Origin of the sequence: Arthrobacter sp. SDTb3-6, assembly GCF_013376095.1 — a bacterium.
Lineage (GTDB): Bacteria > Actinomycetota > Actinomycetes > Actinomycetales > Micrococcaceae > Specibacter.
The window spans coordinates 22,179-36,161 of record NZ_JAAMFN010000014.1 but is presented as its reverse complement, the minus strand read 5'-3'; the positions used below and the strand labels follow the sequence as shown (position 1 = coordinate 36,161).

At 68.5% G+C, this 13,983-nt stretch carries 16 protein-coding genes and 1 pseudogene; 5 read left to right on the top strand and 12 right to left on the bottom strand.

Translation table 11 applies throughout. The features are described from left to right. The first annotated feature begins 65 nt into the window (after positions 1-65). The 3 genes from G6035_RS08765 (at position 66) to G6035_RS08755 (ending at position 3,368) form a co-directional block, all read left to right on the top strand. Complete coding sequence (locus tag G6035_RS08765; RefSeq protein ID WP_176616706.1) at positions 66-1,058, top strand: Lrp/AsnC family transcriptional regulator; 993 nt, start codon at positions 66-68, stop codon at positions 1,056-1,058. A gap of 222 nt (positions 1,059-1,280) precedes the next feature. Further along, on the top strand, positions 1,281-2,969 hold the full coding sequence (locus tag G6035_RS08760) for a DEAD/DEAH box helicase (protein WP_176616705.1): 1,689 nt from the start codon (positions 1,281-1,283) through the stop codon (positions 2,967-2,969). Positions 2,970-3,161: 192 nt separating this feature from the next. Beyond that, on the top strand, positions 3,162-3,368 hold the full coding sequence (locus tag G6035_RS08755) for a hypothetical protein (protein ID WP_176616704.1): 207 nt from the start codon (positions 3,162-3,164) through the stop codon (positions 3,366-3,368). A gap of 74 nt (positions 3,369-3,442) precedes the next feature. Here the strand turns inward: G6035_RS08755 and G6035_RS08750 are convergent, their stop codons facing one another. Genes G6035_RS08750 through G6035_RS08735 form a run of 4 tightly spaced genes read right to left on the bottom strand, consistent with a single transcriptional unit; the run spans position 3,443 to position 5,729 of the window. Next, the gene (locus G6035_RS08750) at positions 3,443-4,060 is read right to left on the bottom strand and encodes a HutD family protein (RefSeq protein ID WP_176616703.1); all 618 of its coding nucleotides are present in this window, start codon (positions 4,058-4,060) and stop codon (positions 3,443-3,445) included. Further along, positions 4,060-4,293, bottom strand: coding sequence for a hypothetical protein (locus tag G6035_RS08745; RefSeq protein WP_176616702.1), 234 nt, complete (start codon positions 4,291-4,293; stop codon positions 4,060-4,062). The genes G6035_RS08750 and G6035_RS08745 overlap by 1 nt, the downstream gene beginning before the upstream one ends. Before the next feature lie 9 nt (positions 4,294-4,302). Beyond that, complete coding sequence (locus G6035_RS08740; RefSeq protein WP_176616701.1) at positions 4,303-5,328, bottom strand: aldo/keto reductase; 1,026 nt, start codon at positions 5,326-5,328, stop codon at positions 4,303-4,305. Then, the gene (locus G6035_RS08735) at positions 5,325-5,729 is read right to left on the bottom strand and encodes a YccF domain-containing protein (protein WP_176616700.1); all 405 of its coding nucleotides are present in this window, start codon (positions 5,727-5,729) and stop codon (positions 5,325-5,327) included. Before G6035_RS08735 ends, G6035_RS08740 begins: the two co-directional genes overlap by 4 nt. A 139-nt stretch (positions 5,730-5,868) precedes the next feature. On the opposite strand from G6035_RS08735, the gene G6035_RS08730 reads away from it, so the two are divergent. After that, the gene (locus tag G6035_RS08730; protein WP_176616699.1) at positions 5,869-6,444 is read left to right on the top strand and encodes a hypothetical protein; all 576 of its coding nucleotides are present in this window, start codon (positions 5,869-5,871) and stop codon (positions 6,442-6,444) included. A 6-nt stretch (positions 6,445-6,450) separates the two neighbouring features. Then, positions 6,451-6,960, top strand: a complete 510-nt coding sequence (locus G6035_RS08725; RefSeq protein WP_176616698.1) for a PspA/IM30 family protein — start codon at positions 6,451-6,453, stop codon at positions 6,958-6,960. 49 nt (positions 6,961-7,009) lie between these two features. On the opposite strand, the gene G6035_RS08720 is transcribed toward G6035_RS08725, so the two are convergent. From G6035_RS08720 to G6035_RS08685, 8 genes and pseudogenes are all read right to left on the bottom strand, one after another. Further along, the gene (locus tag G6035_RS08720; protein ID WP_176616697.1) at positions 7,010-8,641 is read right to left on the bottom strand and encodes an exo-alpha-sialidase; all 1,632 of its coding nucleotides are present in this window, start codon (positions 8,639-8,641) and stop codon (positions 7,010-7,012) included. 33 nt (positions 8,642-8,674) lie between these two features. Then, positions 8,675-9,658, bottom strand: a complete 984-nt coding sequence (locus tag G6035_RS08715; RefSeq protein ID WP_176616696.1) for an aldo/keto reductase — start codon at positions 9,656-9,658, stop codon at positions 8,675-8,677. 147 nt (positions 9,659-9,805) lie between these two features. Beyond that, positions 9,806-10,465, bottom strand: coding sequence for a pentapeptide repeat-containing protein (locus tag G6035_RS08710; protein ID WP_176616695.1), 660 nt, complete (start codon positions 10,463-10,465; stop codon positions 9,806-9,808). Positions 10,466-10,499: 34 nt separating this feature from the next. Beyond that, on the bottom strand, positions 10,500-10,925 hold the full coding sequence (locus G6035_RS08705; RefSeq protein WP_176616694.1) for an ASCH domain-containing protein: 426 nt from the start codon (positions 10,923-10,925) through the stop codon (positions 10,500-10,502). Between the two features lie 24 nt (positions 10,926-10,949). Next, positions 10,950-11,819: a DUF4031 domain-containing protein gene (locus G6035_RS08700; RefSeq protein WP_176616693.1), complete on the bottom strand. Its 870-nt coding sequence runs from the start codon at positions 11,817-11,819 to the stop codon at positions 10,950-10,952. A 26-nt stretch (positions 11,820-11,845) separates the two neighbouring features. Beyond that, positions 11,846-12,340 (bottom strand): amidohydrolase family protein, encoded by a 495-nt coding sequence (locus tag G6035_RS08695; protein WP_256127853.1) that lies wholly within the window; start codon positions 12,338-12,340, stop codon positions 11,846-11,848. Between the two features lie 55 nt (positions 12,341-12,395). Further along, positions 12,396-12,860 (bottom strand): annotated as a pseudogene (locus G6035_RS20570) (amidohydrolase family protein); the annotation flags it as partial. A gap of 346 nt (positions 12,861-13,206) precedes the next feature. Then, positions 13,207-13,974, bottom strand: coding sequence for a MerR family transcriptional regulator (locus G6035_RS08685; protein WP_176616691.1), 768 nt, complete (start codon positions 13,972-13,974; stop codon positions 13,207-13,209). Positions 13,975-13,983 lie beyond the last annotated feature (9 nt).

Sequence of the window (13,983 nt, the reverse complement as noted above, 5' to 3'; positions counted from 1 at the left end):
AAAAGTGTGGGGTGAGTTGAATCATAGCTGCCCAAATCCATGAAATTATGCAAAGATTTCATCAAATGGCAAAGTTTCATGCACCGCTGAGCGAAGAGGACCTGTCGCTCATCCATGCCCTGCAGATTGATCCGCGGGCCGGGTGGGTTGACGTGGGCGCCGCGCTGGGAGTGCACCCGACCAGCGCGGCGGCCCGCTGGGACCGCCTGGCCGCGTCGGGTGCCGCCTGGGTTACGGCACACGCGCTGGGTGACCCCCAGGAAGTGTCGTTGTCCTTCATTGGCGTGGATGCCGTCACGGAGGGCCAGTCAGGGGTGGTGGACGCGCTGTGTGCCATTGCCGAGGTCATCACGGTGGAACAGACCGCCAGCAGCCGCGCCCTGATGCTGACGGTGATTACGGACTCAATGGCCCAGCTCAGCACGGAAGTCATACCCCGCATCCGGGCGATCGACGGCGTGCTTGGCTATGACGTGTCGCTGTGCACGCGCCAGCATTTCAACGGCAGCTCCTGGCGGCTGAATGCACTCTCACGCGCCCAGCAGCAGCAATTGCGCCCGCCTCCCCGGCCGGAACGCCAGCCCGGCCGCCTTCCCCCGAGCCACCTGGACCTGCTGCCGCTCCTGGCACGTGACGGCCGCGCCACCGCCGCCTCAATGGCACGGGGGCTGGGACGGACGCCGGCCACGGTGCAGCGGCAGCTGAACCGGGTCCTGGGCTCGGGCACCTTGTCCCTGCGCTGCGACATGGCACAGTCGCTCTCCGGCTATCCGGTGACGTGCCAGTGGTTTGCCAAGGTGCCCGCCGGGCGGCACGAGGCGGCCGCCGCCACCCTGCGGCAGCTGCCCTTTGTCAGGTTCCTGGCCTCCACCACGGGACGAAGCAACTTCACCATCATCATGTGGCTGCGGTCGGTGGCGGACATCATGGACGTGGAGCTGACCCTGCAGCAGAACATTCCGGACATTGAACTGCAGGAAACCGTGGTGATGCTGGCCTGCCTCAAGCGGGTCGGCAGGAGGCTGCGGCTGGACGGCACGGCGCTGCCGCCAAGGTGAGATGCCCCACCAAGGTGACGGCCCGGCGTCGTCCGCCTGATAGAATGTGAATACTTAATGCGTTTACGGCGCATTCTGCGTCGATGAACGCATTCAACTTGTCCCGCATCGGATGTGCTGCGAAGCGCCCGCGGTTGACACGCTCTGGCATTGAATCGGCGAACCCGTGGTCAAAACCGGCCGTGGGCCGTTGAACCGCCTTAAGAAGGATTCCCTCTTTACATGACAACTTTTGCTGCCCTTGGCGCGCCCAAGGAAATCGTTGCTTCGCTTGCCTCCAACGGCATTGAGGAAGCATTCCCCATCCAGGTCAAGACCCTCCCGGACACGCTCGCCGGGCGCGACGTCCTGGGCCGCGGCCGCACCGGCTCCGGCAAGACCGTCGCCTTCGCGATCCCGCTCGTCGCCCGCCTGGCCGGGCGCGAGGCGCCGTACTTCCGCAAGCCCGGACGCCCCATGGGCCTGGTGCTGGCCCCCACCCGCGAGCTGGCCACCCAGCTGAACAACACCATCGAGCCGCTGGCCAAGGCCATGGGGCTGAACACCACCGTCATCTACGGCGGCGTCTCGCAGGCCCGCCAGGAAAAGGCGCTGCGCGCCGGCGTTGACATTGTGATCGCCTGCCCCGGCCGCCTCGAAGACCTGATGAAGCAGCGCATCGTGTCGCTGGAAAGCGTGGAGGTCACCGTCCTGGACGAGGCCGACCACATGGCCGATCTCGGCTTCCTGCCCGTGGTCAAACGCCTGCTGGACACCACGCCCACGCAGGGCCAGCGCATGCTGTTCTCCGCCACACTGGACAACGGCGTGGACAAAATTGTCCAGCGCTACCTCTCCAACCAGCTCACCCACTCGGTGGACGAGCCCAAGGCAGCCGTCTCCACCATGGAGCACCACGTGCTGGTCCTCAACGATGCCACCGTGAAGAAGCAGGTCATCGTGGAGCTGGCCTCCGGCGCGGGCCGCCGGATCCTGTTCATGCGCACCAAGCACCACGCCCGCAAGCTGGCCAAGACCCTGACCGACGCCGGGATCCCCGCCGTGGACCTGCATGGGAACCTCTCGCAGAACGCCCGTGACCGGAACCTGGCCGAGTTCGCCTCCGGCGACGTCCGCGTCCTGGTCGCCACCGACGTTGCCGCCCGCGGCGTGCACGTGGACGACATCGAGCTCGTTATCCACGTCGACCCGCCGACCGAGCACAAGGCCTACCTGCACCGCTCCGGCCGCACCGCCCGTGCCGGGCACGACGGCGTGGTGGTCACCTTGACGCTCCCCGAGCAGCAGAACGACGTGAAGAAGCTGATGCGCGCTGCCGGCGTGAACGTCACCTTTGAGCGGGTTACGGCCTCCTCGCCGTCCGTCGCTGCCTTGGTGGGCGAGGTTGCCGAGAAGGTCGACCCCCGCACCCGCGCAGCCCTCCTGGCAGCCAAGCAGCCCGCCCAGGGCGGCGGCTCGTCGACCGGCGCCAACGCCGAGCGCAAGCGTGCCCGCCGCGGCGCAGCCCCCAGCGCCGGCGGCCGCGGCGGCCGTGGCGGCCGCGGGCGTGTATCCGCCGACGCTCCGGCAGCCGGAAACCGTTCCGAGCGCCGCGAAGGCCAGCCGCAGGCTGCCCGCTTCGGCGGCGCCGCCCGCCCGGCACGTTCGGGTGAAGGCCGCCCGGCACGCGACGGCGACGTGGCCCGCGGAAAGCGCGCACCCCAGGGTTCCTCGCACCGCAACGACGCCCCGCGCAGCGCTTCGCGCGGCACCGGCTCCTCCGCCGTCTGGTCCTCCACCACCGGCGGGACGTCCGGCGGCAGCTACAACGCCAACGGCGGCGGAACCGGCGGATCCCGCTCCGGCGGTGCACGCTCCGGCGGTTCGCGCCGCGCCTCGGCACCGGCGTCAAACCAGCGCCGCGGGCGCTAATCCCCACGCTTCGTGCAAATGACGACGCCGGCACCCAACTTGGGTGCCGGCGTCGTCCGTTAACGACCGGCCCGGCCAGGGAGGCGATATCCGCCGGGGGCTTGAACCCGGGCCCCGGAGGATTTAGCGTGGGAACCACAGCCGGCCTGCCGCGAGGGGGTGCCGGCGCACCGATGGACGGGAGCTAGGACCATGGCTGCAGGCGATGTCGAGATTTCAACACTTGTTCCCGAAGGCGAGTGGACGCAGGAGTCCCTGGCCGTCCTGGTGCAGGGCTACGAGCGCAGGATTGCCGAGATGGGTGCGCTGCCCGCCGAAATCAAGACGAACATTGAGCACACCGACCTTGGCGGCGTGAAGATCCGGGTCGTGTGGGAGAAGGGCGCGGCCGCCGGGTAGGCTGCGGGGCCTGGCCCTCAGGTTTGGGCCCTCAGGTTTGGGCCCTCAGGTTTGGGCGTTCAGTTTTTGGGCGTTCAGCCCGCGGCGGGGTCGATGCTCAGCACGGCCAGGAAGCCGCGGCCGGAGAGGTGCGGCATGTTCTTGGCTCCCGCCACGGCGTCGAACCTGCCCAAGGTGTCGGCGACCAGCGTGCCCGAGGGGTTGCCGGCGTCGTCCAGCGATTCCTGGACCACGTCGGCGCTGCCCTGCAGGAGCACGGCAAACTGGCCGTCAAACACGGGGTGCGGGCGCTTCTTGGACAGTTCCAGGATGGTGGCGTAACCCTTGAACACGCCTCGGCGGGTCATCAGGTTCAGGTCCGTGAGCGGGCCCGTGGGCAGGCTGGCGGAGGTGTCCGAGTCGCCGGAGAAACGGAACGGGCGGAACTTTTCCAGGGCCTGTTCGGTGCCGTCGATGCTCAGCGCGATGAGCTCGCCGTTGATGATGGTCAGGATCCGGTCAATGCCGGGGAGCGCCGAAAACGGGCCCGCCTTCCCCACCTCGGCAATGCTGATGCGCCAGTCCCAGGCGTCGCCCTTGGCGCCCGCGCCGAGCGTGGTTGAGCCCGGGGTGCCGGCCGCGAGCTGGCGGGTGACGCCGCCGCCGTTGGCCCAGGGCGCGGGCTTGAGTGAGGCGTAGCGAATGATTTCCACTAGTTTTCGTCCACATCCTTGATGCTGTACACATGCATGCGCTTGGGTTCGGTCTGCCGCCGGCGCGCCTGCCGCTTGTAGTAGGCCCAGGCGCCGGAAATGGCGATTGATATGCCAAAGGCCAGCACGATCTTCAGCGGCAGGGCGAAGCGGGTCAGCGACAGCACCAGGCACATGGCCGCGAAACTGGCGAACTGGACCGTCAGGTCCAGCCAATCGGCTTTTTTACGCATAGGCCAAGCTTACGCGTCCCCGTCCTGCTGTTCCCGCCCCACGGACACCCAGGAGCGGTCCCTGGCACGGAAGCCCACGACCCGTGCCGCGGCCCGGCCCAGGACCTCCAGCTGTGCCGGGGCCAGCTCAAGGGCCAGGGCGCCGAGGTTCTCGTCGATGCGGGCCGCCCGCCGCGTGCCGGGAATTGGCACAACTGTGACATTGAGGCTCCGTCCCTGGGCGTACAGCCAGGCCAGGGCCACCTGGGCCGGCGTCACTGCCCGGCCCGACGCCGCGGCGAGCTGTTCCGCGACCTGGCGGACGGCGTCGACCACGGACTGGTTGGCGTCCATGGCGTCGACGGCGAAGCGGGGGATTTTGTGCCGGAAGTCGCCGGGACCCAGGTCCTGCGCATGGACGGTGCCGGTGAGGAATCCGCGGCCCAGGGGAGAGTAGGGAACCATTCCCACACCCAGCTCGGCGGCGGCCGGGACCACCTGCGCTTCGACGTCGCGGCTCCAGATGGACCATTCGCTTTGCACGGCCGCAATGGGGTGGACCGCGTGGGCGGCACGGAGTTCGGGGGCGGTGACCTCGGACAGTCCCAGGTGGCGGACCTTGCCGGCCGTGACGAGTTCAGCCATGGCGCCCACGGTTTCCTCGATGGGCACCCGGACGTCCCGGCGGTGCATGTAGTAAAGGTCAATGGTGTCCGTGCCGAGGCGGCGCAGGGATTCGTCGATGGACTGCCGGACATGGGCGGCGTCGCCCCGGATGTCGGAGTACCCCGCCGCCGGGCTGCCCACCAGGGAGAACTTGGTGGCCAGCTGGACCTCGCCGCGCCGGGTCTTGAGCAGTTGGGCGATCAGCTCCTCATTCGAGCCCGCCCCGTAGATGTTCGCGGTGTCGATGAAGGACACGCCGGCGTCCACGGCATGGTGCAGGGTCCGCAGGGCCTCTGCGGGGTCCACCTCGCCGTACACGGGGGTGAGGGCCATGCCGCCGAAGCCCAGGGGGCTCACGTGGAGGTTGTCTCCGAGCAGGATCGTGTTCATGCGCCCCAGCCTAGACGAGTGGCGCTGCCGGTGGGCACAATTTGCTTGCCCAGCGGCATGAGCGAGACGGGGATCAGCTTGAGGTTGGCAATGGCCAGCGGAATCCCGATGATGGTCAGCGCCATGGCAACGGCGGTGGTGACGTGGCCGATGGCGATCCAGATGCCCGCCAGCAGGATCCAGATGACATTGCCCAGGGTGCTGGCCAGGCCGGTGCCGCCGGGCTTGTCCACGACCGTCCGCCCGAACGGCCACAGGGCGTAGCCGGCGATCCGGAAGGAGGCGATCCCCCACGGGATGGTGATGATGAGGGCGCAGCAGATGAGGCCGGCACAAAAGTAGCCGAGGGCCAGCCACAGGCCGCCGAACACCAGCCAGATGACGTTGAGGATGGTCTTCACCGTTTCATTCTTCCCTGTTCCGTCCGCGGCCGCATCAGGGACCACCCTGAGCCGGCCCCTGATCTTTGGCCCAGCCTCCGGTGCTACGCTGATTGGCACCGAAGGTGGGCCCGCTGCACAGGTAAGGAACACAAAAACCATGGATTTTGGCACTGCCGTCCTGATCATCGCCCTGGTGGTGATCGCCGTCGTCCTCGGGGTGGGCATCACGCTGGCGGTGCTCATTTCCCGCGGCGTGCTGGGCCTGGTGAACCGGTCCCGCCCCCGGTACGAGCAGGCCAGGCGCAACGCCCTGAAGGTGCGGGCGCAGGCCACAGGCGGACCCCTGGGCGACGTCATGAAGCAGCGGATCCGGCTCCAGGAATCGCTCGAGGCCACGCAGCGCAGCCTGGCGGTGGCCCAGGGCGCACGCCAGTACACGGGCAACCTCAATTCCATCTTCGGCACGCTCCGGCAGGCAGGCACCGTGCTTGAGAACCAGCTGCTCGTGGCGCAAAGCGAGCCGGACCCGGCCGTGCAGGCCGCCTACGCCAAGACGCTCGGCGGCCACGTGGAGCAGGTGGTCCAGACGTCCACCGGCATCCGCAGCGCCCTCGCCGCAGCGGCCGCGCCTATGACCGACGTCGACTTCAAGGACCTCACCCGCACCCTGGAAATTGAAGCCATCATGCTCAAGAAATGGTCCGCCACCTACACGGACCTCGGCGAATCCTGACCGGTGATGGCTGTTTTTGGGCGCCTTGGCTCCGTGTTTCGGCGCACGCCGCCTGCCGGGAAGCACGACGCCGTCCCCTCCGGCGACGGCCAGCTCACCGTGGGTGACGCGCAGCTTAAGCAGCTGGCCGCCCTGGCCCGGATGCGCCGGGGCGTGGCGGATGTGTCCGTCAGCCGGCAGCGCCTGGACCTGCAGGCCGCAGACCTGAAAAAGGCCATGGATGCCCTGGCGCCGCAGGCCGCCGGTGCCGACCCCGGGGCCGCGCAGACTGCCCGCAGCCGGATGGCCATCATGGCCGAACAGCACGGCGACCTGCTCTCACAGCGCGACGCCCTGGCCGCGCAGGAGGAGATGCTCACCGCACAGCTGGTCCAGCTGCAGGCGCGTGTTTCCGGGTTCAACGTCACGGCGGAGACCCTCAAGGCGGCCCAGGCGGCGGCCGAGGCCCGGCACAGCATCGCGCGGTCGCTCAAGGACCTGCACCACCCCGGCCCCCCACCATCCAGGTCGCAGTAGTTACCGGTTTTGCACCATTTTTCGGGGCAAAACCGGTCATAAGTGCGACCTAGTTGAGGTGCGGGGGAGGGGTTTCGGTGACGTCCCCGGTGGTCGCATTGAACGTGAACGACTTGGCAGCCGTTTCGGTGCCGGATTCAAGCGTGAACGCCACCGCTGCCTGCCCGCCGGCGAGCTCCGCCTCCGTCACCGTGTGGTTCGCCGTGAACCCCAGGGCGGCACCTGGTTCCAGTGCGTCCGCCGCCACGTGGCTGCCGTTGATCCGGACCTCGACGCCGGCTGGCACCGTGCCGCGGTTTTCCACCCTGCCGCTGAACGCCAGGACGTCCCCTGCCTTGTAGCCGGGGATGGCGGGGCCGTAATTGAGGTCCTGTGATTCACGGTTGGAGAGGACCTGCGGTGCCTGCTCCGTGTAGCCCTGCCCCACCTCCTTCCAGGCGGAGGGGTCCCAGCTGCCGTCGCCCTGGTCCAGCGCGTGGCTTTCGCCCAGGTTGCGCCACACCTCCGGCCGTGCGGGCGTGACCGAACGCAGCACCACGTCCAAGGCGAGCCGGCCGGCGAAGGAGGTGCCGCCGTCGTGCGTCAGCGCGGCGGCCGGGGAGGCCGTCAGCTCCTTCGGGTCAACGGTGGTGAACACGATTTCCTGGTAGCCCTGGCGTTCATAAAGCACGCCGATCCGGCCGTCCGGGAGCCGGGCGGCCGTGGAGTATTCCGAGCTGCCCGGGCAGAGCACGACGGCGCGCGGCCAGCTGGCACCGTTGTCCTGCGAGAGCGTCAGGACGGTGTTGCGGCGGAGCCGGGAATCGTGGTTGTGGGTGGCGATGAGCCAGTGGTCCGTTGCGGGCGTGGCGAGGGCGGGGACGTTGGGCAGGCCGTCGAAGCGGGCCAGCGAGCCGTTGTCGCCGGGGTCCGGCAGCTCTGGGTGCGGCCGGGCGGGCGTGTAGCTGTGCCCGCCGTCGGTGGAGGTGGCCGTGAGCCGGTGCGGGGTGGCGCGCGAATGCAGCAGCAGCGAGCCGTCGGCAAGGCAGGCCACCTTGTTTTCATTGGCGCGTGAGGCGCCGGTGGTGGGGACGAAATCCCCCAGCGTCCACGTGTCCCCGTGGTCATCGGAGTAGGCGCTCGCGGCCTTGATGTCGCCGTGGTGGAGCACCACGAACTGCTGCACCAGGCGGCCCCGTAAGGAGCCGGTGTGGATCTGGATGCCGGCACCGGCGGCGGCAAACAGGCCGGTGATGCCCTCGCGTTTGAGCATGGCGGTGAGGCGGCGGTGTTCCCAGGTGGCGCCGTCGTCGTCGGAGAAGCTCAAGTCCGCATGCTGGATGGCATCCTCGGGTTCCAGCCCCTCTGCGGCCTCGAAAAAGCCGGCGTGCGTCCCGGCGGCATGGAAGAGGAAGATGCGGCCGGTGTGGGTGTCCACGAGCAGGCTCGGATCGCCGAAGCCGGCCAGGCCGGTGCCGGTGCGGACCGTCTGCTGCGGGCCCCAGGTGCGGCCGTTGTCGGTGCTGCGGCGCAGCAGCAGGTCGATCGGGTTGGGGAGGTCGTCGAGGTTGGGACGGCCGTCGTAGGCAGCCAGCAGCGTGCCGCGTGTCGAGACGGCCAGCGCCGGGATGCGGTACTGGCGGTGGCCGCCCGTGCCGCGGCGGGCCAGGACGCATTCGCTGGAGGTAGGACGTAGGCTCATATGCCGATTCTAGGCGGCCCGGGGCCGGCGCCGCTATTTGTACAACGTTTTCAGGCCTGCCTCGTCGTAGCGGGTGCCGGCCGTGCCCCCAGCCGGTGCGGCGGCGTCCAGGGCCGCCAGGTCCGCTGCGGAAAGTTCGATGTCAGCGGCCGCGACGTTCTCCTCCAGGTACGTGCGGCGCTTGGTCCCGGGGATGGCGCACACGCCCTGGGCCAGCACCCAGGCCAAGGCAAGCTGGCCTGCCGTGACGCCCTTGTCCGCAGCGAGGGCCTTGATGCGGTCCACCAATTTCAGGTTTGCCGTGAGGTTTTCCGGAGTGAAGCGGGGCATGGCTCGGCGCCAGTCGCCGGCGGGGAGGTCGTCCGGGGTGCTGATCTTGCCGGTCAAAAATCCCCGGCCCAGCGGCGAGTAGGCCACGTAGCCGATGCCCAGTTCGCGCACCGTCTCCAGCACGCCGTTGCCCTCCGGGTCGCGTTCAAAGATGGAATATTCGGTCTGCAGGGCCGTGATGGGGTGGACGGCGTGGGCACGGCGGATGGTGTCCGGGGCCGCCTCGGACAGGCCCAGGAAGCGCACCTTGCCTTCCTCGACGAACTCGGCCATGGCGCCCACGGTCTCCTCGATGGGCGTGTTGGGATCCACCCGGTGCAGGTAGTACAGGTCCACCGCATCGGTGTGGAGGTTTCGCAGGGACCGCTCCAGGGCCTTGCGCGCGTAGGCGGGGCTGCCGTTCACCGGCCCTCGGCCGCCGTCGTCGGTGATTTCGCTGCCGAACTTGGTGGCGAGCGTGAACTCGGCCCGCCGGGCCCCGATGGACTTGGCGATGAGCTGCTCGTTGAGGAACGGCCCGTAAAGCTCGGCGGTGTCGATCAAGGTGACCCCAAGGTCAAGGGCGCGGTTCAGCGTGGCCGAGGATTCGGCGTCGTCCCTGCCTCCGTAAAACGCGCTCATGCCCATGGCGCCCAGCCCTTCGACGGAGACTTCCAGGCCCTGGCTTCCCAATTTCATCGTTTTCACGGTGTTCCTGCCTTCGGTGTGGCTGCCCCGGACGGATGTGTTCCGGGCGGGTGGTTTCATGAGAATGTTCCTGCAGTTGGGACTGTGGGGCAAGGGGTGTCCGGCTGGCAGTCCGCTGGCAGTCCGGGTTGCGGGGCATGGCCCGGTTCAGGCGACGGTGATCCCGAGGTGCGCGGCCAGGATCGGGGCCAGCAGGCCGAGCTGGTACTCGTCGATCACGGCGCCGGCCAGGGATGCAATGCCGTTCAGGGTGCGGAAGTCGGTGCTGCGCAGGTCCACGTCCTTCAGCGTGGCCTGCTGGATGTCCAGCGTGCCGATGCGGCAGTTTTTCAGGGCCAGGCGGGTGGCGGTGGCGCCGCCCAGGTCCAGTTCGCGGATGATGCAGTCGCTGATTTGGAGGTCGGTGATCTTGGCGGCGCGCAGGTTCAGGAAGTCCAGCTTGCCGCCGTCGATGCGCACATTGGCCCAGGTGCTGTCGTAAAGTTCGGCCGATCCCCAGCGAGGCGTGGTGATCTCCACGTCGCGCCAGCTGGTGCGCGATGCCTTCAGGACCGGCGCGAAGCAGTCCGTGAGGATGGTGTCCCGGAACCTGGTGCCGCGCAGTTCGGCGCCGTCGAACGTGGGGGCGGCAAGCTCGCACTCGAGGAAGTCCGTGGAGCTGAGGTCGGCCCCGTCGAAGGAGGGCCGGCTGAAGTGCCTCCCGTCGTAGGTGCTGCCCGGGCCAAAGAAGGCGTCGGCATTCTCCACCAGGTTGTTCAGCTGGACGGGATCAAGCCGGGGCGGGCGGGGAAGGGGTTTTGATGCCATGGCACAACACTAGCGAGCGGGGGCCGGCGCGGCGCTACGGCAGCCGGGTGATGACGCGGAAGCGCTGCAGCACCAGCAGCGTGGTGTCCGTGACGGTGAATCCGGGTTCGTTGAGGGCCTGCCGCATGTCCGCAGAGTGCCAGAACGCCTCATGGCCCGCGCGCCACTCGGCCACCGTGCTGTATCCCTCGCCTTCGTCCAGGGCATGCTGCAGGTCCACCTCCGCCAGCCGCGCCAGCCGCACACCCGTCACTTCAATGACGGCCACCGGTTTTCCGGCGGAATCGACCACGGCCGACCGGTCGCCGACCCGTGGCAGCGCTTCCCCCGCTGCCCCATACTCACGGACCGTGCCCGTGGTGGAAGTCTTGGAACCGTCGAGAATGGCGGCGACCAGCTGGTCCCGCAAGGGGCCTGGGAAGGCAAATTCGGCATGGGGCAGTTCGTTGGCGTCCGGCATCCAGCCAGCCTACTGCCTGTTTACTTAACTCAATTGCACTATTTCCAGGCGGAGGTTGGACCGTGCCCGTTCGGCCCATAGTTCCCGGCCCCTGGACGTGTGGAAGAGCGGTTCCAGCGCCATAAGCCGGCGTACGACGGCGGCCCGCCCCTTCGTGAAGTCGGCGTCGGGCACGTGGGCGTAGTCCGCCCGGACGGCGGCAACATAGCGGGCGTATGCTTCCGGAAGTCCGCCAAGGACGGCGAGGTCGGCGTCGCACAGGAGGGCGCCGGCGTGGTCCTCCAGGGCGGGGGAGTGTGAGGCGGTCAGGCGGACCAGGCGCGACACCTCCCGGACCTCCGCTGCCGGAAGCAGCCCGTTTAAGCTCGCTTGTGCCAATACCGCCGAGTCCTCCTCGTCCCGCCCGGCCACCCCGTTGTACACGGCGTCGTGGAACCAGGCCGCCAGCGCCACCGTGCGCTGTGGGGCGCCTTCGGTGAGCTGGTCCAGGGCCTCCAGCACGGCCAGGAGGTGGGTGGAGGAGTGGTAGTGCCGGTGGGGTTCGTTCCAGCGGCCGAACAGTTCGGCGCCCAGCCCCGGCTGCCCCGGCAGGAGGGCGTCCCAGCGGTATTGAAGGGCGGTGGCGACCGACCTGCTGCGGTGCCGGGCCTTGACCCGCAGGCCCGATGCGGCAAGGGCCCGGACCAGGTCCTTGCCGGAGACCGGCGTTGCCCCGGCCCGGATGAGGTCGTGGTAGAGGCGCTCAGGGACGTCGTAGTGGTCCAGGTCGAAGGCCCTCTCGGTGATGCCTGCCGCGGCAGCGAACTCGTGGAGCTCGGCCAGGGAGGTGTCGGAGACCAGGTGGGAGAATTCGGTCCCGTGGGCCGGCCAAAACGGCGGATCGATCAAGATCATGGCCCCAGCTTAGGCCTTGCGCGCCACTACACCACGCGAACGCCGGCACGGTAGACGGCCGCGACATTGTGAATGTCGGCGATGTTCGCCAGCGGATTGCCCGTGACGGCCAGCAGGTCCGCTTCCCGGCCGGGGGCGATCCGACCAACCACTCCGGACAGTCCGCAGGCCGCCGCCGCCGTCTGGGTGGCCGCAGCCAACGCGGCTGCCGCCCCAACGCCGGCCCCCGCAAACTGCTCGACGGCGTACGGCAGCACAGTGTGGGGTTTGGCCGGGTTAAGTCCGCTGTCCGGCCCGAGCGTGATCCTGACGCCCCGGTCCGCCATGTCCTTCACGTGGGCAAGTATTCGGGGCGTCAGGCTCTCCATGAGGGGGCTGGCGTGCACGCCGGGCAGCAAGCCTAGGGTGATGGAAACGATCACCCCCGAAGCGGCTATGGCGTCGATGATGCCTGGGTCCGGGTCGATGCCGGTGGCCGTCATGAAGCTGACATGTTCCAAGGTGTCGAACCCGCCGGCCATGGACGTGGGCCGCCGCCGGAAGTCCGTGAAAGTGTGCCCGGTCCGCCGCGACGCGGAGTTCCTTCAATGAATACTGTGACTCATGGGGGACTGTAGTGGGAGTCATTCGCCCGCCCGTGGCCATGACCTTGATGACGTCGACGCCCCGAAGTGCGTGGTCGTCGACAGCGGCAGTGACGGCTTCAGCGTCGTCGGCCTCGCAACCCAGGAACCAGCAATGCCCGCCAGTGGAAGTGATGGGAGGGCCTGCCGCAACAATACGAGGGCCGGCTGCCGGCTGTTTGGCGGTTTCCTCACGCAGCATAAGGGAGAGGTAGTCCCGGTCGCCAAGGTCGCGGACAGACGTTATGCCGTGGTCCATCATGGCCCGGGCCCTGAGGCGCATGGCGGCCGCGAGGTCCCGGTGCACCGCGGATTGGACGTTGACGGCTGCCGTGTCGCTGGCATCGAAGACCAGGTGGGTGTGGGCGTCGATCAGGCCGGGCAGCAGTGTGGCATCGCCCAACTCGTGGACCGGCATGTGACCTTCCACCCGGGTCCCGCTGGTTTCGATGGCGCTGATGAGGCCCTTGTCCACCACCACCGTCGTCCGGCTGGCGGGCAACAATGCCGCGCCATCAAAAATGCGGCGCGCACGGATCGCGAACCGTTCGGCTGCTGGTTCTGTCCGAGCCATGGTGGTGCGTCCAGTGAGATTGGTGCCGTCTAGCCACACCGGCATGGTGGATCGATCAAGATCATGGAATCAGTTTAGGCCCTTTGGGTGCCGCGGCAGCTTGCAACCGAAGGCTTCGGGGAAACGCCCCGGTTGCAACCGAGGGTCGCGGGAAATCGCCCCGGTTGCAACCGAGCGTTGATGGGTGGGGCTAGAGGTGGTGCTCCGCGTAGAGGGCCAGGGCATCGCGGACGAATGCGGCGCCGGCCGCCCCGCCGTTGTTGGCGCCGAATCTCGGGTCGTCCACGTACATTTCGCCCAAGCCGGCCACGTAGCCGCGCACGTCCGCGCCGGGTTCGGAGGCCGGGGTGCCCGGAACGGCGCGCAGCCACTCGACGTGGCGCCGTGCCAGCTCCTGGGCCGCCGCCGAATCCGCCGGTGCACCGGAGTCAAATGCCGCAATCCAGTCGCGGTTCAGTGCAGCCACCCGCCCCTTCCAGGCGGCCTGGCCGGCGGCGTCCAACCCCCGCCACCACGAGTCGCTGCGGGCATAGGCATCCTTGCCCCAGCGCTGCTCCACCTCGTCCTTGTAGTGCGTGTGGTCAAAGCCGTCAAACATGGTCTCGGCCATGATGGCCCCTCCTTCGTTCAATGCTGCAATGGTCTTCTCCACGGACGCAATCTGCCCGGCCAGCCTTGCCTGCTCGGCCCGCAGCCAGCTGACATGCGTGGCCAGGGCGGCCGCGGCCGATTCCTGGTGGTCCAGGATGGCGGCAATCGCCGGCAGGCCCAGCCCGAGTTCGCGCAGCAGCAGGATCCGCTGCAGCCGCACCAGCGCGGCCCGGTCATAGTGCCGGTAGCCGTTGGCTGCGGTCCTGCTCGGTGCCAGCAGCCCCACGGAATCGTAGTGCCGCAACGTCCGGCTGGTGACGCCGGCCAAAGCCGCTATCTCGTGGATCGGCCAGTCGTTGACTTCCATGGAACAGAC